The organism is Undibacterium sp. KW1 (assembly GCF_009937955.1).
GTDB lineage: Bacteria > Pseudomonadota > Gammaproteobacteria > Burkholderiales > Burkholderiaceae_D > Undibacterium.
In genome coordinates this window covers 5,728,954-5,752,970 of the sequence record NZ_AP018439.1, presented here as the reverse complement: position 1 = coordinate 5,752,970, position 24,017 = coordinate 5,728,954, and the positions used below count along the sequence as shown (strand labels likewise).

Genomic DNA, 24,017 nt, shown 5'->3' with positions numbered 1-24,017 from the left:
TCATACTGTACTGGTCTTTTTGTGAGGTACTGTCCATTGGGACTGGCAATACAGCATGTTAATGTGCGACCCGTATCATGGTAGCTTGAGATCGCATACCCATTACGATACCAAGCTACACTAATAAGTATATGATTCACTCACAAGGTGATTCTGTTTTGTTGCGCACACCATTGCCAAACGATAAAAAAGCACGGAGACCCCATGAATGCACCCCACAAAGCCGAGCAGCAGGCGCTGATCGACAACAATATTTCCCTCGACGATAAATTCACGCTGGAGCGCGGCCGCGCTTTCATGACCGGCACCCAGGCCCTGATACGCCTGATGATGTTGCAGCGCCAGGCCGATGAAAAAGCGGGTCTCAATACCGGCGGCTATATCAGCGGTTATCGTGGCTCACCTCTGGGTAACGTCGATCTGACTGCTGCCAAGGCGAAAAAACATCTGGCCAAACACCACGTCAAATTTCACCCGGGCGTGAATGAAGATCTGGCGGCTACAACAGTCTGGGGTACGCAACAGGTGAATATGTTCCCTGGCGCTAAATATGATGGTGTGTTTGCCATGTGGTACGGCAAGGGCCCGGGTGTAGATCGTTGTGGTGACGTGTTCAAGCATGCGAATCTGGCAGGTACTTCAAAACACGGTGGTGTACTGGTCGTGGCTGGTGATGACCATGCTGCCAAGTCTTCCACAGCAGCGCATCAGAGTGAACATATCCTCAAAGCCTGCGGTATCCCGGTGTTGTATCCATCTACCGTACAAGAGTATCTGGATTATGGCCTGCACGGCATCGCCATGTCGCGCTATACCGGCCTGTGGGTATCGATGAAATGCGTGACTGACATTGTTGAATCCGGTGCTGTCGTTGATATCGATCCAGACCGCGTGCGACCTATCATTCCAGCAGATTTTGTCTTGCCTGCCGATGGTGTGAACATCCGCACACCAGACCCGGTGCTGGCGCAAGAAATCCGCATGAATAACTACAAATGGTATGCGGCGCTGGCCTATGCGCGTGCCAACAAGCTCAATAAAATCATCTGGGACAGCCCACATGCCAGGATAGGCATCATCACTGCCGGTAAATCCTACCTCGACACCCGTCAGTCACTGGCCGACCTGGGCATCGATGAACAGGTTGCCAAGGACATAGGCATACGCCTGTACAAGATAGGCCTGACCTGGCCGCTGGAATCTGAAGGCGTACGCGAATTCGCTACCGGCCTGGAAGAAATCCTGGTGGTTGAAGAAAAACGCCAGATCCTTGAATACGCTTTGAAAGAAGAGCTGTACAACTGGGAAGACAAAGTCCGCCCACGCGTGGTTGGCAAGTTCGATGACAGTGGCGAGTGGAGCAACCTGCATGGTTCTGGCCATGGTGAATGGCTGCTGCCCGCGACTTATGAACTGAGCCCGGCACAGATCGCCCGTGCGATTGCCTCGCGTATCAGCCGCTACTTCGCCGGTCACCCGGTAGAGCAACGCGTGAAAGAACGCGTGGCTTATCTGGAAGCCAAGGAAGCGATGCTCAATACCGTTTCCAAGCCTGACCCTAACAAAGACCGTGTACCGCATTTCTGTTCCGGCTGCCCGCATAACACCTCCACCAAAGTACCCGAGGGCAGCCGTGCCCTGGCCGGTATCGGTTGCCATTACATGGTGACCTGGATGGACCGCGAAACCTCTACATTTACCCACATGGGCGCTGAAGGCGTGACCTGGGTAGGCCAGGCACCATTCACGACTGAGAACCATGTGTTCTGTAATCTGGGTGATGGTACTTATTATCACTCGGGTTTGCTGGCGATACGCGCTGCGGTATCCGGTGAAGTCAATATCACTTACAAGATACTGTTCAATGACGCTGTCGCCATGACAGGTGGACAGGAATTCGATGGCCCGCTGGACCCAGGCATGATCTCGCGCCAGATCGCTGCTGAAGGCGTAGGCCCTATCATCGTCGTCACTGACGAGCCAGAAAAATATGGTGCGAATTATCCATGGGCTGCTGGTGTCACCGTGCGCCACCGTAGCGAGCTTGATGCCGTGCAACGTGAACTGCGCGTGGCCAAGGGCGTCTCTGCGATGATTTATGATCAGACCTGCGCCTCTGAAAAACGCCGCCGCAGGAAAAAAATCGACAAGGATGGCAAACCTGGTTTCCCTGACCCTGCCAAACGTGCAGTCATCAATGAAGCTGTGTGTGAAGGTTGTGGCGATTGCTCAGTGCAATCGAACTGCCTGTCAGTCGAGCCACTGGAAACCGAATTCGGCCGCAAGCGCCAGATCAACCAGTCTTCCTGCAACAAGGATTTTTCCTGCGTCACAGGTTTCTGCCCCAGCTTTGTCACCGTAGAAGGTGGCAAACTCAAGAAACCGGCAAAAACCAAGATAGAACCCGGCAATGCACTCGACGTGAATGCCCTGCCTTATCCAGCCCTGCCTGATACCAAAACACCTTTCGGCGTACTGGTCACTGGCGTTGGTGGTACTGGCGTCATCACCATAGGCCAGATCATGGCCATGGCGGCGCATTTGCAGGGCAAAGCCTGTTCCGTGCTGGACATGACAGGCTTGGCGCAAAAAGGCGGCGCGGTGATGTCACACGTGCGCCTGGCTGACAAGGCCGACGATATACAATCGACACGCGTAGGTACAGGCATGGCTGATCTGGTCATAGGCTGTGACCTGATCGTGACGGCTGGCAAGGATGCCTTGTCACGCATGGGGGAGGGCCGTACCCACGCCGCCATCAATGCCAATGGTTCGCCAACTTCTACCTTCATCAAGAATCCTAACTGGCAATTCCCGGCTGAATCGGCAGAGAATGATATCCGCAAAGCCTGTGGCGCTGACCGTGTCGATCTGATCGATGCTGCGTCAATTGCTACTGCGCTGATGGGTGACAACATTGCGACCAATATGTTCATCCTAGGCTATTCCTGGCAAAAAGGCTGGGTACCGCTGGAAGAAGTCGCCTTGATGCGTGCGATAGAACTCAATGGTGTATCTATCGACTTCAACAAGCAGGCATTCAACTGGGGTCGCCTTGCTGCACATGATCTGGCAGCTGTACAACGTCTGGTGACACCGGCACAAGTCATAGAACTGAAACGCGCTCCGACACTGGATGACACCATCAACAAGCGCGTGGCTTTCCTGACCGATTATCAGGATGCAGCTTATGCCAGCCAGTACAGGGAGTTTGTTGCGCAAGTCAAAGCAGCAGAAAGCAAACTCGTCGATGGCAACAAGCCTTTGCGCCTGACTGAAGCGGTCGCGAAATATCTGTTCAAACTGATGGCCTACAAAGACGAATATGAAGTCGCACGTCTGTACACTGACGGCAAGTTCCAAAAGAAAATTGCCGACATGTTTGAAGGTGACTACGCCATCAACTTCCACCTCGCGCCGCCATTGCTGGCCAAGCGTGATGACAAGGGTCATTTGATCAAGCAACAGTTTGGCCCATGGATGATGAAGGCATTCGGTTTGATGGCCAAGTTCAAGTCCCTGCGTGGCGGTACCTTTGATATTTTCGGTTACACCGAAGAACGCAGGATGGAACGTGCCTTGCCAGTCGAGTACAAACAAACTTTGAACAAGTTGCTTCCTTTATTGAATGCAGATAATTTGTCCAAGGCAGTAGCGATTGCCAGCATCCCTGAAGACATACGCGGTTATGGTCATGTCAAGGAAAGGCATTTCAAAGCCGCGAAGGCCAAGGAAGCAACACTGATTGCTGAATTCAATACAGCACAGTCTGCGCAAAAAGCTGCCTGATATTGCTTGATCTAAGATAGTCGCAAAAAAACAGGTCGCTCACGGGCGACCTGTTTTGTTTGTTAGCCTGGTTTTAAAAATCGTATTAGAAAATTCTTGCTTCTACTCGCTAGTAGTCAACATTATTTATCGCTAAGGCGAATCTGTTTGATCACAATTTCCTGCACGGGCATATGCTCGTATGAGTTACGTACTTCAACTGCAGTTTGAGCGATCTGATCTGCGACAGCCATACCTTCAACTACACGACCAAATACGGCATAGCCGCTGATCTCAGTGCCCGCAGGAGCTAGCTGTGGGCCCGCCAGGGTAGGCACCATGGTCTCTTTCTCATAAAGGTAATAGTCAAGAAATTGATTGTCCTTGAGGTTAATAAAGAAACCTGTGGGCACAGATACTCTATTGCCTACTTTGGTTGTGGACATCGCTATTGTGCCGCGTTGATTTTTGAGGCCATTCTTTACTTCTGGAGCAAAAATTGGCAGAGCAAAATCTGCTCGCAGGGATATATTCCCTCCACTTTCAGTTGCTTTTGCCAATTCACCACCTTGTATCAAAAAATCTTTTACGGCACGATGAATGATGCTGTTTTTGTATACTCCCGCCTTTACATATTTAATAAAAGCAGCAACTGTTTTTGGCGACTGTCTGGCATTCAATTCTATTTTGATGTTTCCTTCCGACGTTTCGATAATGGCGTAACGCGACTGGGCAACTGCACTTGTTGCTGTAAAGAGGAAAAAAGTCAGGCACAAGAATTTTTTGATCATGATTTCAACATCCCTGTGATTGAAATACCGAAACGCGTTTCATGATTCTCGTCCCATCATTGGTCTTTTTCCACTGATTGTACATGCCGTTATTATAGTGAGGCTGCCAGCTCAGGGCGATGGACAAGATGCCGCTGCCATCGAGGTCTCCGGCCGTCACGGACATGGGGTCTTCCTGATAAGGTTTGGCTACCAACAAGACCTGACGTTTTCCTTTGTGATAGAGACTGATTACCAGACTGCGTGGGCAGCCTCCGTAGGCACCATAATATAATTGTGAAATGTAGGCGGGGCCATGGACTTGTTCGCAGAATACAGGTAGTTCTTCTACTAGCAGGCGATATTTTTCTTCATCAAAGCTGAATACCAGATCGCGTTTGATTTCTGCTTTTGCTGGTTGCAGCGAGATCTTGGGTGCTTCCTCACTGTCTGCATTGGCATTTTCACTTACCGTGCGGTTAACCAGCAATAAATCAGAGACAGTCATGGCACCAGATTTCGCCATTTTGCGCGCCTTCTCTTGCCCAGACGCAGTGACCGTTGTTTGTGGCAGCGTATAAACCGGATAAGGCCGTGGTGAATTCAGTAATTGTGATTCCTGATAATCTGCCTCACCGACACCGGAAGAGAATCCCATATCAGGCTTGTCGCTATCAATAGTGATGCCAAGCACGGTGTATTGCCAGTTGGTGTTGCTGACAGAAAGAATGTAGTCGGTTTCTCCCGTGATTAAAGTTCTCTGTATCAAAAAGTCTGGTAGTCCGTCGCCATTGAGATCGCCATACCACATGAGTTTCTGCTCACTAAAAATCATGCCAAATGCACGATCCAGTATGATGCTATCGGGTTTGCCGGGAACACTCATCAGTAGTTGCATTGACCCTGGCAAGATTTTTGCATCGGCGCTCTTTTGGTAAACTGCACGCAGCTCCAGTTTTTTTGCGTCGAGGCTGACGGCTTTTTTCCAGCCCTCCCGGATGGTTTCTTTTATCGTTGTCCCATTTTGGCAAAACGCGCTTGTTTTCTGGATTGGTGTAGTACCTAAGCCTTTGAGTATGAATAAGGCTGATTCAGGAACGACAGGTTCTATGAGAAAGTTTTTTGCATCTTGTCTGTCCCAGTTAAATGGCAACGCCTTCTTGCGGAAACCCTGGAAAGGGCTGCAGGATAATTTTTCACCATCCCACAATAAAACTTGCCAGGATTTGATACTGCCTTTTTCAGCACCAAAATAAGTTTTGCCATACTCTTCCACCGTAGTATTTTCTACTTCTTGCACACCTAAAGGGATGCTTTCTATGGTTTGCGCAGATACAGTCTGGTGCAAGCTGCCAAACAATAGGCTGAAAATCAAAATACCAGAAAAACTTGTCATGCTCTTACCTGCATAAAATGAAAATATGGACGAATCGCTGATGTGAGTGGAATACAATTATCCATGCATTCTGTGAGAAGTACCATGCGCGCAAAAATTTCTTTTTTTGCGCCTTGCCTTACAATGCTGTTTTCATCCAATTTCCTGCCGCCGATATGCAAGCACGTTCTTTCATCGCTACTGCCGCCATCCTCATGTTCATAGGCGTGGCTGCCGGTGCCTTTGGTGCACATGGCTTGAAGCAAATGCTGAGTGCCGACATGCTGGCTATCTGGCAAACGGCAGTGACTTACCAGATGGTGCATGGCCTGGGCATGCTGGCGCTGGGCATCATGTTGCAGCAGCAGGATAATGCCCTGTTGCGCAAGGCGGCCTGGGCCATGCTGGCCGGGATTATTATTTTCAGTGGCAGCCTGTATGCGCTGGCATTGACTGGCATACGCATACTGGGGGCGATTACACCCATAGGTGGGGTGGCTTTTCTGGCGGGATGGACGATGCTGGCTTGGGCGGCAATCCGTCGTTAAGCCAAAGTCAAGTCATAACTGGTGTGTCTGACCAGTTAATCTGCTCAAACAGGGTTTGTAGCTTTGCCGTGCGCGCCGGATTGATCATGCGCATATAGGCAAGCTTGCCTGCCAGATGAGCGCGAAAATTGGCATGTCCTTCACGGTTTTGCGACGCTGGATTGTGGCGCAGGCAGTTGGTCAGTATGGCTTTCAGGGTATCAAAATCGCTGCGTTTGATATTGCAGTGGTTGTTGACGACGATGCCGGTGACTTGCTGTCTGGTTGAGGCCCGCATGATGCGGGTCTTTTTGTAATTCAATACAAAACCTTCTTCCAGCACGATGGTCGCCACCTGTGGGATAAAACGCTGCAGGCTTTGCTCAAATTCTTCATCACCAGAAAATGTCAGGTCATCTGCATAGCGACTATAACTGGCCTGCATGCTATCCGCCAAAGCTTGCAGGCGTATATCGAGACGGTAAGCACATAGATTGGCGAGGGCAGGGGAGGTCGCTGCACCCTGTGGCAGATGTGGGCTGCGCAATAGATGAGCAGAGCTGACTTGAGCAAATGGACAGCGGGTTTTGTCTTTGACGATAGCAGTGGGTGTGCGGTTGCTGCACAGACGTGCCAGCGTACCCGCCACTTTTTCTGGATAGCCCAGTTTGGTGAACAGGGCATGCAGGCGTGAACCTGGGATGCTCGTAAAAAAATCCTTCAAATCCAGCCTGACCACGACACGTTTCCCCGTGTGTTGTGTCGCATGGCTGATGCTCGAGCGGCCATGTTGAAATGCCTGCGCTGCCGCATGTGGCGGCACCTTGTTCAATATCTGTTGCAGGATTTTTCTTTGTATATGGCGCAGGCGCGACTTGGGTATTTCCAGCAAGCGCCAGCCGCCGCTTGCTTTTTCCAGCCAGCGGTAATGATAGTGTCCGAGTTGTGGTGCTGCCTGCGCATCCTGTCGCCATTGATCCGCAAACCAGGCCAGTTCATTGACAGTCAGGTTCAGGTGTTTGGCCAAATCAGCGGAGTTATTAAATTCAGGTAAAGCCAGGGCTTGCAGCCATGCCGGTTTTTCAGGGGCGATCGCTGGCTGCAGGCAATACTGTTTGATTTGCGGTTTTTCCCCGTCGCGCCAGGCACTGGAGTAGCCATGATCGTCCAGTATCAAGGCTGCCATTTCATGGCGGCTGTAATGATAAAAATGCGGGCCAGCATGCTGTTCAATTTTTTGACACAGCGATGGTATCCACGGCCATTTCCTGCCCAATACCCAGCTCATGTTTTTCATCAGGGCGATATGGCTGCATTCACCTGCCAATAAGGCATCGGCAATGGCTAAGGCGACCTGTTTGGGATTGTCCATGAGTGAAGGCAGTGGTGTATGATCGTCGGCAGCGGGGCGGCGGAGAGCCTGCAACCAGTCTCGTGTAGTGTGAGCCAGTCTGCATGGAATGCAGGGCGGCTCACGCGATGAAATACCAGGTAAATTTATCCCACGGGGTAACCCCGCAGAGGCACTATGGACTTGCGTCTGAGCGCCAGCTTGCAGGGTCCGCCGCATTGCGAAGATAGAGCATGCAATCGTAGCTGTCAATCCACGAACTGCATCTAAAGCGATTACTCGCTATATTTCTCTACTGCTTTTTGATAGGCAGGACGAGCCGCTACCATATCGACAAAGCGGGTCAGGTTGGGGAAGGCTTCACAGCCAGCACCGCGCACGGCTGACTGTACGGCGAAAGACAATTGTATGTCGGCACCCGTCAGGCTGTCGCCAACGAAGTAATCACGGTCTTCCAGCTCAGCATTCAGGTAGCTGAAATGGTTGGCGATTTCGCCGTTGATACGTGGATGCAATGGTGCACCGGCGTCACCCAGGCGACCTACATACAACTTCAACAGTAGCGGCAACATGGCTGAACCTTCAGCATAGTGCAGGAACTGCACATAGCGGTTGTAGTCAGTCGTGCCCATGGCAGGTGCCAGGCGGCCATTGCCATAGGTGCGTATCAGGTAGTCGATGATGGCACCTGATTCGATCAGGGTCTGATCCTTGTCACGCACGACAGGCGCCTTGCCCAGCGGGTGTATCTTTTGCAGTTCCGGCGGTGCCAGACGGGTCTTGGGATCACGGTCGTAAGAGATGACGGTGTAATCCAGCCCCAGTTCTTCCAGCAACCAGGTAATACGGCGTGAGCGTGATTCTTTTAAGTGGTGGACTTCTATCATGGCAGCCTCGCAGTGTAGGAAATTGGGAAACCCATTATGCCCAGTTTTCTGCAAGTGTGCGCTGGCACTTGTTGTCTCGCTAGAGGCTACCCTCTAGACTTTCCTTGAACAAGTCCGGCCAGCGTCATATCCCTGACACAAGGCGGCCCTACTATCTCTCATTTTCCAGGGGAGTAGCCAGATGCAAAACGATCAGAAGAAAAATTCAAAAGCGCCAGCAAATATCGCCAGACGCGGCTTTGTCATCAAGATGTCTTCCGTTGCAGCTGTTATGGCATCTGGCGGTGTTTTGACTGCCTGTGGTGGCTCCTCTCCAGAGCTGAATGGCGAGATGGCTGCCTTTAATTATGGCGTTGCCAGCGGCGATCCTCTGGCAGACCGCGTGATCTTGTGGACGCATGCAAAGATATCGACCGATGCCAGTGTTGATCTGACCTGGCAAATGGCAGCAGATGCCAGTTTTTCCAGCGTGCTGTTCTCGGGCAGGACGACAGCAAGTGCAGCGACAGGCTTTACTGCCAAGGTTGATGCGACTGGCCTGGCTGCAAATACAGAATACTACTATCGCTTCGTCGCACCAAATAATAGCGTTTCGGCCGTAGGCCGCACCCGTACCCTGCCAGTTGGCAATGTCGATCAGGTCAAGCTGGCGGTGTTCTCTTGCAGTGATTATCCTGCCGGTTACTTCAATGCCTATGACAGTGCAATCTCTTCCGGTGCGCAGTTCGCCCTGCATCTGGGTGATTATATTTATGAATACAAGGATGGTGTTTATCCACCAGCTGCGTCGCAAGTTGCAGGCCGTGTTTCTGCACCCGCCAGTGAGATTGTCACCGTCGCTGATTACCGCGCACGTCATGCCCTGCACAAGGCTGATCCTTACCTGAAAGCCCTGCATGCACGCATGCCTATGATCGCCATCTGGGATGATCATGAGTTTGCCAACAATGCCTGGATGGATAGTGCAGAAAATCATAATCCTGCTACGCAGGGCACCTGGGCAGCACGCAAGGCAGCGGCCAGCCAGGTTTATCATGAATGGATGCCGATACGCTCGCCAGATTCTGCCAATTTGCTGAAAATCTACCGCTCGTTTGACTTTGGCAATCTGTTGTCGCTGCACATGCTCGATACCCGCATAATAGGCCGTGAACAGGCACCAGACCGCATGCTGGATGCGCAAGGCCGTGATGTGGCTGATCCCAAGTTCTTGCCCTACGCCTTCAACAAGAACAAGCAATTATTGGGCACCACGCAGCAAGCCTGGCTGGATACACAAATGACATCGTCCAAGGCAACCTGGCAGGTACTGGGTAACCAGACTGTCATGGGCCGTGTGCAGTTGCCGGCATCGACACTGGTTTCCAATCTGAGCGCAGATTCAGTGACTGCTTACCTGACTGCCAAGGCAACGCCGGCAGCGGCACAGACACAGGCGCAAAAAGATTTGCTGGATCCTTTGAAAAACCCAAAAATTTCCTACAACTTCGATAACTGGGAAGGTTATCCGAATGCCCGTGATACCGTCTTTAACTCCGCCGCGAAACTGAAAACGGCAGGCAAAAAATTCCTGGTTTTGTCAGGCGATAGCCACAATGCCTGGTTCAATAAACTGACCCTGGCGGATGGTACGCAGGTGGGTGCAGAATTTGCCGGCATGTCGGTTACTTCGTCCGGTTTTGAAGGTGTATTCCCTCCCTCAGTAGTGCCGCCTGCGACACTCGCAGGTACCATCAAGGCGCTGGTCGATGACATCACTTACATCGACACCTACCGTCGCGGCTACATGCTCATTACCGTGACACCGGCGCAGGCCAAGGGTGAATATGTGTATGTCAGTACCGTCACCAGTTCCAGTTATACCACCAGTGTGGATACTTTCACTTACGCTGGCTAAGACAGGTCAGGCAGGAGCAAGAGAGCCAGCGATTGCTGGCCTCTTACTCTTCAAACCTGGTATTCCATGGCCAGCACTTCTTCATTTGAATCATTCTCGACAGCCACAAATCCCAGTTGGCAGTACAAATGCAGCGCCCCTTCATTATCACGATATACCCGCAAACTGAGCACTGATGAACCAGTCTCGGCTATGGCACGTCGCATCAATTGCTCACACAATACCCTGCCATAACCCAAACCGCGTGCTGCAGGGGAAACGATGATACGGCCCAGGTGCGTGCGGCGCTCGTCCCGTTGCCAGAATTGGGCAAATCCGACCACATCCTTGTTCACATCAATCAGAACCAGGTCTTGCGCCTGTGGCTTTGCCAGCAAGGCCGGCAAGTCAGCACTGGCAAATGGAAAGGGTAACTGCGGGCCCGCCCAGCGGGCACAGGCCTGTATATTGTTTATCCAGGTGGCGATGACTGCATAATCATCCGGGAGGGCGCTGCGTAAAAGTGGCGACATGCTCATAGAGGATTGGGGGTATGTTTTTTTAAAAAAACAGCTATGCTCAATTAAACGGTATTTATTTTACAATTTAACCGTGGACGAAGTGCAATGAGATAAAGATAATCCGCACGTGGTTTGTATATGCTTAGCTCTGTTCAGAATCTGGTATTCGTCTAAATGTCTTGATAAATGTCTTGATAAGCGCCTTGATTAACCCACTCGAAAATCATCTATGTCAAACGCGCTTGCTGGTAATAACGGACAATTCAATCCGGCTCATTTCCAAAAACTGAAAACGGTGGGACGCTGGGCGCTGAGAATTTTCCTGGCTATCCTATTGATTATTGTATTGTTGGTGGCGGCACTTGCCGTCATCAACTGGAAAGACGAAGCCTTGAATCCAGAAGCGCAAGCTTTTCTGCATGACCAGCAATACCGTGTGCCCGATGCGCAGAATGGTTTTTATATCATGGAGGCAATGAATGCTCCTTTGGGTAGCGATCTACTAAAAACTGGCATAGAGAGTATCAAGGCTGAACAGGCCTTATACCAAAAAGATAAAGCCGCTTATGAAAGCCAGCACCACCCCGAGCACAGGGGGGAATATGTAAAGTTTAGCTGGAACAATAATCGCTGCAGGAAAACCATACAAAACTGCGTCAAGCTGGATTTGGAGAAACGCGCTGAACTAACTACGCAAATAACCAATAATCTGTTGCTGGCACAGCGTTATGCATTGATGCGAAAAATGGGGAATTATGAAGAACATCTCATACCGTCTTTCAATGCAAAATTACCAGCCTACATCAACTTAAGCCATGCAATAGATTTGTTATTGACGCAAGCCAGTTTTGATGTCGCAGACGGCAAACTGGATGCCGGTTTGCAACTGCTGGAAAGCAATGACTCTTATCTCAGGTTGATGTTGAAAAACAGTTCCAGCCTGATTTCTAAAATGGTGCTGCAGGCGGCGATACGCAAGCAGGCGCGTACAGTAAGTGAACTGTTGGTGCTGTATCCGGCGCTGCTGGAACAATATGCAGAACGTATCACCAGTCTGGTGCGACCCATGACTGAGGAGGAGAAAAGTCTCGAGCGCCCGTACTTGTATGAGGCTGGAGTGCAGGTGAATTTTTCCCAGCATTTGCGTGCCAGCCTGGCGTTGACGAAAGATAAATCAGATAATCCTCCCTGGCCTTTGAATTTGCCGGGTGAACTCACTTTCCAGCCCAATGCAACATCCAATATGGTTGCCAGGAACTGGGCATTGATCATCGCTGCGGCAAAAAATCCATCTTCTGATGCGAGCAACACAAAAAATCGTTTAATCAGCTTGAATCAAGAGTTAAGCGGTAGCGGTATTACTTATTACCTCAATCATGCCTATAACCCTGCAGGAAAAATGCTGATGCAAATAGGTGTGCCAGATTATGCTGGAACCTATATTGATAGAAGCAGAGATACCGACGCCTATTTACGCATGGTCAGTTTGCAAGCCGATATCTTGCGCAAAAAAATTCCTGATGCCGACATACCAGCATACCTTGCCAGTGCACCAGCTGCATTGCGTAACCCTTATGATGGCTCTGCCATGGAGTGGGACGAAAAGGCCGGACAATTGAAATTTACTGGTCATGAAAATGCCAATAGTAATCTGGACGGGGGCAAGTTGAATATCGTCGTTCTGCGTTAGAGTTCTAAATGCAGAGCGCATCTTCAGTAATTCACCGCAAACGATGTTGGTTTACAATGCCCCTCATCCCATATAGATGAAATGTTTGCGTATGTGTTTTGACCCAAGCTATCGACTACTCAGCTTGCTTGAATTTTCATGTCAAGCCTAGTTGTCGCTATTGTCTTGTTCGCCGCCTTCCTGCATGCCGCCTGGAATGCAGCGATCAAGGTTGGCACAAACAAATACTTTAATACAGTATTGGTGACCTCTGGTGCCGGCCTGGTTTGTGCGTTAGTGTTGCCTTTTGTAAGCCAGCCAGATGAGGACAGCTGGATGTTCATGCTGGCTTCGGTAGCCTTGCAAGTGGTGTATTTCTATTTGCTGGCAGCAGCCTACCGGCATGGTGACATGAGCCAGGCTTATCCTCTGATGCGTGGCACCGCGCCTTTGCTGGTGGCCCTGGTCAGTGGCAGTGTGATTGGTGAAGCTGTACCCACCTTGCGCTGGCTGGGACTGGGTATGCTGGTGCTGGGCATACTGGGTTTAAGCCTGTCTGGTCAGACCAGCGCAAGTGACAAATCCCAGGCATTGGCAAGCCGTGGTTTTGCCTTGCTGAATGCCTGTTTCATTGCCGGATATACCGTTGTTGATGGCATAGGTGTGCGTAAGTCTGGTGCACCTGCTGCCTATACCATGTGGATTTTTTTGCTGACTGCACTGGTGTTGTTGGCCATCGTCATGCTCAGGGACAGGCAGGTATTTTTTGCTTACATCAGGGGTAAATATTTTCTTGGTGTGGCTGGTGGTACTGCTTCAGTCGCTTCATATGGGCTGGCATTGTGGGCCATGACCCTGGCACCTGTGGCCGCCATTGCTGCCCTGCGTGAAACCTCGATACTGTTTGCCACCGCGATTGCGGCCTGGGTACTGCATGAAAAAATCTCAGCCCGGCGGCTGACGGCTATTTTGCTGGCGGTAGCGGGTGCCATCGTCATCCGCTATACCTGACAGACCTACTCTTTGATCGCCTCAACACTGAACGACAAAGTCACTTCATCGCTGACAAACGGTACATAGCGGCCCACACCATAATCGCTGCGCAGTATCTTGGTATTGCCATTCGCGCCGCAGGCACGCTTCAGATACAGGATCATGAAACGGCATTCAAACTGGGTGATATCTACCGTTACCTTGCGGGTGACATCCTTGATGGTCAGGTCACCCTCCACCTGCACCAGTTTGTCTTCATTAAAGACCAGCTTGTTCGATTGAAAAAAGATTTTTGGGTATTTCTCTGCATTGAAAAAACTGGCCGAGCGCAGGATATTATTGAATGTATCTGAACCGCTATTGATGGAGTCTGCCTCTATGGCAATCTGCAGGCTACCGGTCTTGTTCTCCATATCCAGTTCTATGCTGCCGCTATTCCTGTCGAAACGGCCGCGCTGCAAGGACAAGCCCCAGTGCTTGTATTCAAAATTGCTGTATGTGTGTTCCTGATCAACGATGTATTTGTCTGCGGCATATCCGCTCATGCCAGTACAGCACAATATCAGCAGCAGGCATTTTCTGAACATGGCGGTTCCCAGAAAAAAGGCGGTAACAGCCATCATAAACTGTTACCGCCAGACTTGCCAGCTTGGCGCTTATTTAAGATTTAAGACTTGACGAACTTCAGTGTCATCCTGTCACTCTCGCCTATGGCTTCGTACTTGGCTTTGTCCTTGTCCTTGTTGGCAAAGGTTGGTGGCAAAGCCCAGACACCATTTTCATGCTCGGCATTGTCTTTAGGGTTGGCATTGACTTCAGATTTCCCCGCGAGTTTGAAGCCCACGCTCTCAGCCAGTTTGATGACATAGCTTTCATGCACATAGCCAGTGCTGGCTTTCTCATCCTGCGTCTTGCTGCTTGGCAGACGATGCTCAACTACACCAAATACACCGCCTGGTTTCAGGCTGTCATAGGCATTCTGGAACAGGGCTTTCATCGCTGGTTCACCATTGCCTATCCAGTTATGGATATTCCTGAAAGTCAGTATCATATCGACGCTGCCCTTGGCCGCGTATTCCAGTTTGGCAGGGGGGGCAAACACACCCATCTGTACTTTGCCATAGATGGCCGGGTTGGCATCCAGTTTTTGCTTGAAGCTGGCAGCACCTTTGCTGACAGCGGGGTCGCCCAGCGCAGCAATCATCTTGCCATTGTCGCGCAGATACGGCGCCAAAATTTCTGTGTACCAGCCACCGCCAGGCGACAGTTCAACCACTGTCATATTTGGTTTGATGCCAAAGAAAGTCAGAGTTTCATACGGATGACGCGCACTGTCGCGTACGGCATTGGCTGGCGTGCGTTGTTGTCCGGCAATGGCAGCCTTCAAGGCATCATCGGCCAGCACTGCCTGGCTGGATGCCAAACCTGTGATCAGGCTCATGGCGAGCAGAAATTGTTTCATACAAAGTCTCCTGAGAAAAAGAGTTGAGACCGCCAGGCCGGACAAACGTTCCATGGCGGAGTAATTGTTCATCGTGCAGCGCATCATAAGCGGTTTTCAAGAAGCTGCGGTAAATGTCATGGAGATGTAAAAAAGAAAACAGAATGCAGGGTATAATCATGGTCGTATTTCCTCACTAAGCGGTTCATGAAAAAATCTCTCCTCCTTGTATTACCCCTGTTGTTTCCTGTCCTGGCTTTAGCACAAACACCCGTATTTCGTTGTGAAGTTGATGGCCGTGTGGTCTGGTCAGACAATCCATGCAAAAGCAAGGGCAAGGTAGTGACCATCAAACCCTTGAAAACCCAGCCAGCAAAAAACGATAGCGCACCCAAGCCACAGCCTAAATAAGTTTCCTTTTCAGGAACTTCGCTCATTAGTGATAGTCTCAAGGCAACAATTATTAAGGAGACTATGATGAAAAATCCGATTTCCCGCCGCTACATCCTGGGCGCCTTGCTGGCATTGGCCAGCCTGCCTGCTGCCGCTGACTGGTCAGATGGCTGGTTCAAAGGAAAGGCTGTAGAAGGTTCAGGCAACATCCAGAAACAAGACCGTGCCGTCACTGGTTTCTCGGGCATAGACCTGGCTTTGCCCGCCAGACTGGAATTGCGCCAGGGCGATAAAGAAGGCGTGCAGGTAGAGACTGACGACAATCTGCAGTCGCTGGTAGAAACCGTGGTTGAAAGCGGTCATCTGAAAATCCGCAATGCCGACAAAAACACCTATCCTAAAACCAGGACCATGAATATCGTGGTGTATTGCAAGAATCTGGACAAGATCGCCGTCAGTGGTTCAGGCAAGATCTGGACTGACAAATTGGCCAGCAAAGAATTGCAAACCAAAATAGGTGGTTCAGGCGATGTGCAGATCAAGCTCTTGCAGGCAGACAGCCTGAGTGTGGTCATAGGCGGCAGCGGCAATTTCGTGGCTGCTGGCAATGTTAATGACGTGGCTGGCACGATTGGTGGGTCTGGTGATATAAAAGCCGGCAGGCTGGAAGCGCGCAACGTCAAAATCAAGATAGGTGGTTCAGGCACAGCCCAGGTATGGGCCAGGGACAGGCTGGATGTCAGCATAGGCGGCTCTGGTGATGTCAGCTATTACGGCGATCCAAAAATCAGCAAATCCATAGGTGGTTCTGGCAGAGTGACGCGCAAGGGTGACGTGCCTGGCTAGGCAATGTGGCCCGTAGTCTGCAATCAGCATCCGGAAATCATCCTCGCAGATTACTGGCGCGGGTCCGCAAGGCGTATCAACACCAGCAACACTGCAATGACGGGCAAGACGGCCATAAAACCCAGACCGATGTAAGCGAAGGCACCGCCGACCGCACCTACTACAAAACCTGCAACCGCAGGTATGAAGCGGCGTATGCGTTCGCGCGCAATAATGTTACCTGATGCGGCATCGACGAGGTCAATCACGATCTGTGTCACATTACCGGTCATGACCGTCGTGGGTACCAGGCTGGACAGACTCAGGCGGCTGGTGCCATTCTGCAAGCCCATCGCCAGCGCACCCAGCATGCCGGTGGCGATGGCAGTGTATCCGGGGTTGGCATCCAGGTCAGGCCGCAGCAAAATACCTGTCATGGCAAAGGCAAACAGGAACAGGGCTTCCAGCGCCAGTAAGATTTTTAATACCCTCGTGCTGCCACGTGCGCTCAAAAAGCCGTGTGTCCATTTGGCCGCCAAGACACCAGCGATGAAAGCCGGGAAAGCCAGGAACTTTAAAGTCATGCCACTGCCACCGTGTACGAAGGCGGCACCTATCAGGACAAAGTTGCCAGTGACATGGGCGGTGAATAGCCCGAACAGGGCAATGAAACCCAGGGTATCTATATACGCGGCGACCAGAGCCAGCAGTGGTGCCATCCAGGCATGAAAGACCGGTACAGGGCTGCTTGCTGGTGTAGCAGAAGAAATGTCGGCGGGCATATTGGCTGTCCGTATCCAGTGAATGTAAGTGAATCAGGTAGTCAGTAAAAGCGTGACTGCCAGCAACAGGCCGCCGGCCAAAGCAAGGTGTTCCAGAAATACGGTCAGCGTGCGTCGCTTATCCCGGGCATTTGCTTCTCGCCAGAAAGCATGAAACAGCAGCGTTGCCATGCAGGTGAAACCAGCCAGGGCAAGCGCTGCCCAGCCGCCCAGATAACGCAGCAAGGGTTGCTCGGGAAAGAAGGCTGCTGCCAGCAAGCACAAGCTGCCAGCAGCCTGCAGGAACACGGTGCCGCATAATAAAATCACAGGAGCAAAAGGCAGTTGTGCACGGACTTCAGCAAGCCCGTCTTGCCAGTGCAACAGTTTGTCAGCGGCACTCCAGGCGAACACACTCGCCAGCATAGCCAGGGCCAGCGTGTGCATGGAAGAGGGCAGTGTCATAGCCAGCACCCGCAACCTAGTGCGCCCCAAAAACTTTTTTCATCCGATACCGGCACGGGATTGAGCCAGCTGGACGTATGGCCATGCCCATGAACCTGGCAGGGTTTCGCGCAGCAGTTGGCATGCTGTACAGGTTTTTGCAGATGACCGGTTTTGTTTTTTTGCACCAGCGGTTCGCGCCAGTAGCCACCAAAGACATTGGTCGGTGCCCAGTCATTGGCTGCCCGCGGCATTGGTGGTGCGAGATCAGAAAACACGTCGTCACCATGCACTACCTTGCCGCCCACGACGGTCAGGTGCGACACCAGGCTGGCGATGTCCATTTCAGGAATGGCAAACAGATCGGCTGAGGGCACGATGAAGTCCGCCAGTTGTCCGGCCTTGATCTGCCCCTGTCTGCCATCTGCATTGGCAAACCAGGCACTGCCTGTGGTCCACAGGCGCAAGGCGGTTTCCCGCTCCAGCAGATTATCTGACTGATACAGCTTAGTACCACCGACGGTCCTGCCAGTGATCATCCATGCCAGGCTGACCCAGGGGTTGTAGCTGGCGACGCGGGTGGCATCAGTACCACCGCCGACTGGAATACCGGCATCAAGCATGCGCCGCACCGGCGGTGAATGTGCAGCTTTCTGCCTGCCGTAGCGTTCTATGAAATATTCACCCTGATAGGCCATGCGGTGCTGTATCGCGATACCGCCGCCCAAAGCCCTGACACGGTCAATGTTTTGCGGGCTGATGGTTTCTGCATGGTCAAAAAACCAGTGCAGATTATTGAATGGAATATCGCGGTTCACACGCTCAATGGTATCCAGTGCCCGGCTGATGTTTTCGTCATAGGTCGCATGCAGGCGGAAAGGCCAGCGTTTTTCTACCAGCAGGCGCACCACGCGCTCCAGCTCATCTTCCATGCTATCGACAGGCGTTGGGCGTGGCTCACGAAAATCTTCAAAATCAGCCGCAGAAAATACCAGCATTTCACCCGCACCATTATGGCGGTACATCGCATCGCCGGAAAGGGGCGGCAGCAAATCACTCCAGGTCTGGAAATCTTCTACTTCCTGCTTCGGTCTCTGGGTAAACAGGTTGTAGGCGATGCGCACTGTCAGCTCGTCTGCCTTCTGCAGTTTCTCTATGATGCGCTAGTCATCCGGGTAATTTTGAAAACCGCCACCCGCATCAATGACTGAGGTAATGCCGAGCCGGATCAACTCGCGCATGAACAGCCGGGTAGAAATCTCTTGCGCATCCGCGTCCAGTTTGGGGCCCTTTGAAAGGGTTGCATACAGGATCATGGCGTTTGGTTTGGCCAGCAGCAGCCCGGTCAGGTTGCCCTGTTTGTCGCGCTCGATTTCACCACCTGGCGGGTTCGGTGTGTCCTTGGTATAGCCAACTGCACGCAGGGCTGCGCCATTGAGTAGCGCACAGTCATACAGTTGCAGGATGAACACCGGTGTGTCAGGTGCGGCAGCATTGATTTCTGCCAGCGTTGGCAGCCTTTTTTCTGCGAACTGATGCTCAGTGAAGCCACCAACCACCCGCACCCATTGTGGGGCCGGGGTACGGGCAACCTGCTCTTTCAGCATACGCATGGCGTCTGCCAGGGAGGGTACGCCATCCCAGCGCAATTCCATGGTGTAGTTCAAGCCTGCCCGTATCAGATGTGTATGGCTGTCATGCAAGCCGGGGATGGCGGCGCGGCCTTTGAGGTCAATGACTTTGGTGTGTGCGCCCATGTGACGGCGCACTTCTGCTGCATCGCCGACGGCGATGAATTAGCCATCAGCATTCGCTACCGCATTTGCCTGTGGGTTTTGCTTGTCTAGGGTAGTGAAACGGCCATTCAGGTACAGTGTGTCGGCGATAGCGATCATGATGTCAGTTGTCGTTAAGATTGATCATAGGCTGCATTTCGGGTGCTACTCATTGTCACTCAATGTGCAACTTTGCGTGCAGCCATTTTGCGTACATGTGTGATCGCATAATCTATGCCAGAACCATAGGCGCCGCTATGTTCAACCACCACGCCTGTAGTGCCTTTGTAGGTATCTTTCCTGGCCCAGTCGCGTTGCAGTTCCAGCAGGTACTGCTGCCAGGTCATGGGCACGGCACCAGCCTGTATCATGCGTTGCAAGGCCATGTTATGGGCAGCGGCTGAGGTACCGCCAGAGGCGTCTTCAACGAAATACACTTCATAGCCATCGCGCATGGCTTCCAGTACCGGGAAGGTCAGGCAGACTTCAGTCCACAATGCCGCAAACACCAGTTTTTTGCGGCCAAACTTTTTCAACTTGACTTTGACGGCTTCATCATCCCAGGTATTCATCGAGGTACGTTCAAAAATCTTGTTGTCTGGCAGCTCGGCCAGCGGCTCAGGCCAGATTTCACCGGAGAAACCGGCAGTCTCTACTGAAGTCAGCACGGTCGGTACCTGGAATACCTTGGCAGACTTGGCCAGGCCTATCACATTGTTTTTCAGTGACTGGCGGTCTATGCCGCTGGCAACGCCGAAGGTCATTTGCGGCTGATGATCAATCAGGATCAGGCTGTGGTTGGAGGCTGTCAGTAAATCCAGTTTTGGGTTGCTCATGATGTGTACTTCGTTAATTTGAAATGCAGGGTTTTTAGGGGCTTGGTGGTTTGTGTCCAGGCATGAGTACTGTAGATTGTTTCCATAGTCTTCATTAAGCATCCATATTGGAAACATTGCATGGACAGACTCGATGCCTTTCGCGCTTTTGCCCTCTCCTGGCAGCATGGCAGTTTTGCTGCGGCTACGCGTGAAATGGATGTGACGCGCTCACAGGCCAGCAAGCTGGTGGCCTCGCTTGAGGCAACTTATAACGTCAAGCTCCTGAACCGTACCAGCCGCGCTTTGTCATTGACCAGCGCAGGTGCCGAACTGCATGAATACGTGCGCTCTATCCTGGCACTGTCAGATGAAGTAAGCCTGGCCCTGACTGAAAGACGTACTCAGGCTGTTGGCAAGCTGGTGGTGAATGCGCCCATGAGTTTTGGCACCATCATGCTGCACCGCGCATGAGTCAGTTTTTGAAACAGCATCCGCGTGTTGAGTTACGCATGGACCTGAACGACCGCATGCTCAATCCCATAGAAATGGGTTTTGACCTGAGCCTGCGCATCGCGCATGTGAGTGATTCCAACCTGGCAGCCCGCCGCATCTGTGCCGTCAAGCGTTCGCTTTATGCCAGCCCAGCTTATCTGGAGCAGCATGGCATACCCGAAGAGCCAGCACACCTGGCCCAGCACAGGTGCCTGAATTATGGACACAACCTGACCGGGGCTGAATGGCTGCTCAGTGATGGCCGTAGTGAAAAACGCGTACGCGTAGGCGGTGTCCTGTGTTCGAATAATGGCGAGATGCTGGCGCAAGCTGCCGCCGATGGTCTGGGCATCGTCTTGCAGCCGGATTTCATCACCCAACAATGGGTAGCGCGGGGTGAGGTGGTCCAGATACTCGGTGAGTGGCAAGAGGCTCCATTGATCAGCCTGTATGCCCTGTACGTGCCGTCCAGCAGGTTGCCCATGGCGGCCAGGGCTTTCATTGATTTCCTGGTAAGGGAATTCAATGATGAAGCGCTGGCTCCATTCGCTTAACGCAAGGGCATGTAGATATTTGTCAGTAGATCTGCCGGTGCAGTATCGCGCGGGTTGTTCAGGTATTCTTCAAACGGCGGCGCATCGTCTATCTCTTCACCGGATGCAGGTAGCCAGACGCCAAAGAACCAGCGATATACTGGTTGCATGTCCGAGTAGGGGCCTTTGTAAGTCAGCACGGCATATTTGCCACCGCGCAGCTCCGTCAAAGACAGGGGTTCTTGCAATGCCTGTTCTGGTAAGGGCTGAGGCGCGCTGATGCAGGCTTTTGAGCGCAGCTTGTCCTCATCCACCGTCATTGCATCATCGTAGTAAATGCCTATCCAGCGGGTATCCTCCCTGAACAGTTGTCGTGAGGCTGCGCAGCCATTCAGGATATCAAAGGTCTTGCTGATGCTCATATAGCTGCCGGTATTGTCTATGCTTAGTACTTGCACCGGGGCTATGCTGGTGATGCTGACGGGGAAATGCAGGTCAGCACTGAGTTCATCCGGCAGCGGGAACTGCTGGTGGCTGCCCTCCTTGCGGTAACGCGCCGGTGGTTGCCCATACACAGACGCAAAAATACGGGTGAAAGATTGCAGGTTGGGGTAGCCAGAAAATTCGGCAATCTTGTCTATCGCCATGTCGCTGCGCGCCAGCAGGGTGGCGGCTCTTTGCAGCCGCAGGCGCTTGACCGTTGCCACCACGCTCTCGCCATGGATGGCACGGTAGATGCGGTGCCAGTGGTAGGGCGACATGCAGGCGATGTCGGCCAGCTTGTTCAAATCCAGGTCTTCATCCAGATGCGCATGCAGGTAATTGGTGACGCGGGAAAGACGGCGTTCATAACTGACTTGCAGGGCTGGATTGGTGGACAATGCGGACATGCTGGCCTCATGTAATAAAGTGGCGCTTATTTTATACCGATGTAGATCGCCGCTTGAGTTGGCCCCTGATACTCTTCAAAGTCAGTCAGATAGCTGCGCTGGTATTCTGTCTGACCCGAAAAATATGACCAGACCTTGCCCCAGCCCTCTATGATGGCAGCAGGCATTTCTCCTTCACATTCAAACACCATATAGCGCCCGGCAGCAATGCTGACATTGGCCAGTTCTGCCGAAGCTGCCATGACGCCGACACCGGCAGTCACGTTAAACAAGCCATTCGCATCGTTTTCATAATTTGAATACACGCCATAGATTTTTCCATCGCCAGTTTTGGCTGGCAAGGTCTCTGGCAAATTTCTGGCAAAGAATTGCCCCCACAGAGGAGCTATCTTGCCGGTGGCATTATCAGCTTCATCGGCATTGCGGGTGCGTACTTGCAGGCCACTGATCTGGAAGCCGCTTATTTCCACAACTTTTTCTACAGCTTTGTCGGTGATTTTATTTTGCATGGCTTTTCCTGTTCCTTGTTAGTGAGTCTTATTTGTTGAGCGGTTGACGTATGATGGTCTTCCAGTTTGCCGGTGCGGCCTTGCGTATGTCACTCAGGTAAATCTCATGATGCTTGCCTGTCAGCTTGCCGTGGGTATTGATGTACTGATGCAGGCGGTCTATAGTCGGCCCTTCTTCGCTAAAAGGGCCTTTGTGCAGGATTTGTGCGCAATGCCCTTCATTGAAACTTTCAAAACGTAAATCCTGCAATGCTGGCAGAGTTTTTTTCTTTTCTGCTGCAACGATGGCGGCTGCCACCATCTCTGCGCTGATAAATTCGGGCTGCATGATCATCATGGTCCAGTGCCATTCGCTTTTGCGGTCCGCAACAAATGCTGCCATGTCCTCGGCCCACCACAGGCCTTCCAGCGGCATGACGGCATAATCAATTGCCGCGCTGCTCTTCCTGACCATGAACTTCAGGGTGTAAGCTACCGTGAACAGGGCTTCCACGGCTGCCGCATAATGACTGGATGAATTTGGATCACCCTGGCCATCTATCATGAGAAAATGAAAGTCAGGCACATCCACTTCAGCCACCGCATTGGCAGATGCCTGATATACAGATTTAAATTGCTTCTTCAAATCCAGCTTATCCATGATTAAGAAATGCACTAGTCAGCGAGGTGCTCACCTTAACATGAAGGGATTTGACAAATCTTGCGGACTTGCATTGTCAGGTCTGGAAAAGGAAGAGTGATGAATGACAATGTGAAGATACGCTGTGCTACGGAAGCCGACATCACCGCCATGCAGGCCCTGATCGCCAGGTCGGCAATACAGCTTAGCGCATCCTTTTATACGCCTGAGCAGGCGCAGGCCTTGTTGACGCACGTGTTTGGTGTCGATACCCAGCTCATCGATGACCAGACTTATTTTGTCATCGAAGAGCAGGGCAGCATGCTGGCTTGCGGTGGCTGGAGCAAGCGCAAGACCCTGTTTGGTGGTGACCAGGCCAAGCAGGGTGTGGATAACTTGCTTGATCCGGCTATCGATGCGGCACGCATACGGGCTTTTTTTGTCGAGCCCAAGGCCGCGCGCCGTGGCCTGGGCAGCCTTTTGCTCGAACATTGCAGCACCCAGGCACAGGCGGCGGGATTCAGGGTATTGGAGCTTGCCGCCACCATGCCGGGTGAACCGCTTTACCTGGCTTGTGGTTTTACGGTATTTGAGCGCTTCGATCTGGGTTTGCCAGGTGGCGTAGTTGCACCATTAAGTCGCATGCGCAAGCAACTGTTTTAGCTTACTTGCCATTGGGAAATGAAAATGGCCTGTAGAAAAGTATATTGTGAAATAGCTATTGAATTTCCGGTGCAATCCCATACATGGTGCACTACACGCACAATGGACAGATAATAC

Annotated in this window: 23 protein-coding genes and 1 pseudogene; 10 read left to right on the top strand and 14 right to left on the bottom strand. The window is 51.9% G+C overall.

Annotated elements, in window-relative coordinates:
* Positions 1 to 204 precede the first annotated feature (204 nt).
* Positions 205 to 3,789, top strand: a complete 3,585-nt coding sequence (locus UNDKW_RS25960; protein ID WP_162061117.1) for an indolepyruvate ferredoxin oxidoreductase family protein — start codon at positions 205 to 207, stop codon at positions 3,787 to 3,789.
* A 122-nt stretch (positions 3,790 to 3,911) separates the two neighbouring features.
* Here the strand turns inward: UNDKW_RS25960 and UNDKW_RS25955 are convergent, their stop codons facing one another.
* Positions 3,912 to 4,559 carry a peptidylprolyl isomerase gene (locus UNDKW_RS25955; protein WP_162061116.1) on the bottom strand — a complete coding sequence of 216 codons (648 nt, stop codon included), beginning with the start codon at positions 4,557 to 4,559 and terminating at the stop codon, positions 3,912 to 3,914.
* Positions 4,560 to 4,563: 4 nt separating this feature from the next.
* Positions 4,564 to 5,934: a hypothetical protein gene (locus UNDKW_RS25950; RefSeq protein WP_162061115.1), complete on the bottom strand. Its 1,371-nt coding sequence runs from the start codon at positions 5,932 to 5,934 to the stop codon at positions 4,564 to 4,566.
* Positions 5,935 to 6,089: 155 nt separating this feature from the next.
* On the opposite strand from UNDKW_RS25950, the gene UNDKW_RS25945 reads away from it, so the two are divergent.
* Positions 6,090 to 6,461 carry a DUF423 domain-containing protein gene (locus tag UNDKW_RS25945; RefSeq protein WP_162061114.1) on the top strand — a complete coding sequence of 124 codons (372 nt, stop codon included), beginning with the start codon at positions 6,090 to 6,092 and terminating at the stop codon, positions 6,459 to 6,461.
* Between the two features lie 7 nt (positions 6,462 to 6,468).
* Here UNDKW_RS25945 and UNDKW_RS25940 read toward each other — a convergent pair whose 3' ends face one another.
* On the bottom strand, positions 6,469 to 7,812 hold the full coding sequence (locus UNDKW_RS25940; RefSeq protein ID WP_162061113.1) for a reverse transcriptase family protein: 1,344 nt from the start codon (positions 7,810 to 7,812) through the stop codon (positions 6,469 to 6,471).
* 254 nt (positions 7,813 to 8,066) lie between these two features.
* Entirely contained in the window at positions 8,067 to 8,678 is a 612-nt protein-coding gene (locus UNDKW_RS25935) for a glutathione S-transferase family protein (protein WP_162061112.1), read from the bottom strand.
* 181 nt (positions 8,679 to 8,859) lie between these two features.
* On the opposite strand from UNDKW_RS25935, the gene UNDKW_RS25930 reads away from it, so the two are divergent.
* Positions 8,860 to 10,575 carry an alkaline phosphatase gene (locus tag UNDKW_RS25930; protein WP_162061111.1) on the top strand — a complete coding sequence of 572 codons (1,716 nt, stop codon included), beginning with the start codon at positions 8,860 to 8,862 and terminating at the stop codon, positions 10,573 to 10,575.
* A gap of 50 nt (positions 10,576 to 10,625) precedes the next feature.
* Here the strand turns inward: UNDKW_RS25930 and UNDKW_RS25925 are convergent, their stop codons facing one another.
* On the bottom strand, positions 10,626 to 11,087 hold the full coding sequence (locus UNDKW_RS25925) for a GNAT family N-acetyltransferase (RefSeq protein ID WP_162061110.1): 462 nt from the start codon (positions 11,085 to 11,087) through the stop codon (positions 10,626 to 10,628).
* Between the two features lie 217 nt (positions 11,088 to 11,304).
* Here UNDKW_RS25925 and UNDKW_RS25920 point away from each other — a divergent pair, with 217 nt between their 5' ends.
* Positions 11,305 to 12,765 (top strand): hypothetical protein, encoded by a 1,461-nt coding sequence (locus UNDKW_RS25920; RefSeq protein ID WP_162061109.1) that lies wholly within the window; start codon positions 11,305 to 11,307, stop codon positions 12,763 to 12,765.
* Positions 12,766 to 12,903: 138 nt separating this feature from the next.
* On the top strand, positions 12,904 to 13,755 hold the full coding sequence (locus UNDKW_RS25915; protein ID WP_162061108.1) for a DMT family transporter: 852 nt from the start codon (positions 12,904 to 12,906) through the stop codon (positions 13,753 to 13,755).
* A 5-nt stretch (positions 13,756 to 13,760) separates the two neighbouring features.
* On the opposite strand, the gene UNDKW_RS25910 is transcribed toward UNDKW_RS25915, so the two are convergent.
* Both UNDKW_RS25910 and UNDKW_RS25905 read right to left on the bottom strand, forming a co-directional pair.
* Positions 13,761 to 14,324 (bottom strand): YceI family protein, encoded by a 564-nt coding sequence (locus UNDKW_RS25910; RefSeq protein ID WP_162061107.1) that lies wholly within the window; start codon positions 14,322 to 14,324, stop codon positions 13,761 to 13,763.
* A gap of 80 nt (positions 14,325 to 14,404) precedes the next feature.
* Positions 14,405 to 15,199, bottom strand: coding sequence for a class I SAM-dependent methyltransferase (locus UNDKW_RS25905; protein WP_162061106.1), 795 nt, complete (start codon positions 15,197 to 15,199; stop codon positions 14,405 to 14,407).
* A gap of 186 nt (positions 15,200 to 15,385) precedes the next feature.
* On the opposite strand from UNDKW_RS25905, the gene UNDKW_RS25900 reads away from it, so the two are divergent.
* Both UNDKW_RS25900 and UNDKW_RS25895 read left to right on the top strand, forming a co-directional pair.
* Positions 15,386 to 15,589 (top strand): DUF4124 domain-containing protein, encoded by a 204-nt coding sequence (locus UNDKW_RS25900; RefSeq protein ID WP_162061105.1) that lies wholly within the window; start codon positions 15,386 to 15,388, stop codon positions 15,587 to 15,589.
* A gap of 66 nt (positions 15,590 to 15,655) precedes the next feature.
* Positions 15,656 to 16,417, top strand: coding sequence for a head GIN domain-containing protein (locus UNDKW_RS25895; protein ID WP_162061104.1), 762 nt, complete (start codon positions 15,656 to 15,658; stop codon positions 16,415 to 16,417).
* 50 nt (positions 16,418 to 16,467) lie between these two features.
* Here UNDKW_RS25895 and UNDKW_RS25890 read toward each other — a convergent pair whose 3' ends face one another.
* From UNDKW_RS25890 to UNDKW_RS25875, 4 genes and pseudogenes are all read right to left on the bottom strand, one after another.
* Positions 16,468 to 17,178, bottom strand: coding sequence for a YoaK family protein (locus UNDKW_RS25890; RefSeq protein WP_232063118.1), 711 nt, complete (start codon positions 17,176 to 17,178; stop codon positions 16,468 to 16,470).
* A 33-nt stretch (positions 17,179 to 17,211) separates the two neighbouring features.
* Entirely contained in the window at positions 17,212 to 17,622 is a 411-nt protein-coding gene (locus UNDKW_RS25885) for a hypothetical protein (protein WP_162061103.1), read from the bottom strand.
* A pseudogene (locus UNDKW_RS25880) lies at positions 17,619 to 19,496 on the bottom strand (amidohydrolase). The gene UNDKW_RS25885 and the pseudogene UNDKW_RS25880 overlap by 4 nt, the downstream one beginning before the upstream one ends.
* Before the next feature lie 59 nt (positions 19,497 to 19,555).
* Positions 19,556 to 20,212, bottom strand: a complete 657-nt coding sequence (locus UNDKW_RS25875; protein WP_162061102.1) for a hydrolase — start codon at positions 20,210 to 20,212, stop codon at positions 19,556 to 19,558.
* Positions 20,213 to 20,332: 120 nt separating this feature from the next.
* On the opposite strand from UNDKW_RS25875, the gene UNDKW_RS30705 reads away from it, so the two are divergent.
* Together UNDKW_RS30705 and UNDKW_RS30700 are read left to right on the top strand one after the other, a co-directional pair.
* Entirely contained in the window at positions 20,333 to 20,665 is a 333-nt protein-coding gene (locus UNDKW_RS30705) for a LysR family transcriptional regulator (protein ID WP_232063117.1), read from the top strand.
* The gene (locus UNDKW_RS30700; protein ID WP_232063116.1) at positions 20,662 to 21,240 is read left to right on the top strand and encodes a substrate binding domain-containing protein; all 579 of its coding nucleotides are present in this window, start codon (positions 20,662 to 20,664) and stop codon (positions 21,238 to 21,240) included. The genes UNDKW_RS30705 and UNDKW_RS30700 overlap by 4 nt, the downstream gene beginning before the upstream one ends.
* Here UNDKW_RS30700 and UNDKW_RS25865 read toward each other — a convergent pair.
* From UNDKW_RS25865 to UNDKW_RS25855, 3 genes are read right to left on the bottom strand one after another with little or no spacing between them, the layout of a single operon-like run.
* Entirely contained in the window at positions 21,237 to 22,109 is an 873-nt protein-coding gene (locus UNDKW_RS25865) for a GyrI-like domain-containing protein (protein WP_162061101.1), read from the bottom strand. The genes UNDKW_RS30700 and UNDKW_RS25865 overlap by 4 nt on opposite strands.
* Before the next feature lie 26 nt (positions 22,110 to 22,135).
* Entirely contained in the window at positions 22,136 to 22,618 is a 483-nt protein-coding gene (locus tag UNDKW_RS25860; protein WP_162061100.1) for a GyrI-like domain-containing protein, read from the bottom strand.
* Between the two features lie 28 nt (positions 22,619 to 22,646).
* Positions 22,647 to 23,258, bottom strand: a complete 612-nt coding sequence (locus UNDKW_RS25855) for a GyrI-like domain-containing protein (RefSeq protein WP_162061099.1) — start codon at positions 23,256 to 23,258, stop codon at positions 22,647 to 22,649.
* A 99-nt stretch (positions 23,259 to 23,357) separates the two neighbouring features.
* Between UNDKW_RS25855 and UNDKW_RS25850 the strand changes: the two genes are divergently transcribed.
* Positions 23,358 to 23,900, top strand: a complete 543-nt coding sequence (locus UNDKW_RS25850) for a GNAT family N-acetyltransferase (protein ID WP_162061098.1) — start codon at positions 23,358 to 23,360, stop codon at positions 23,898 to 23,900.
* Positions 23,901 to 24,017: the final 117 nt, after the last annotated feature.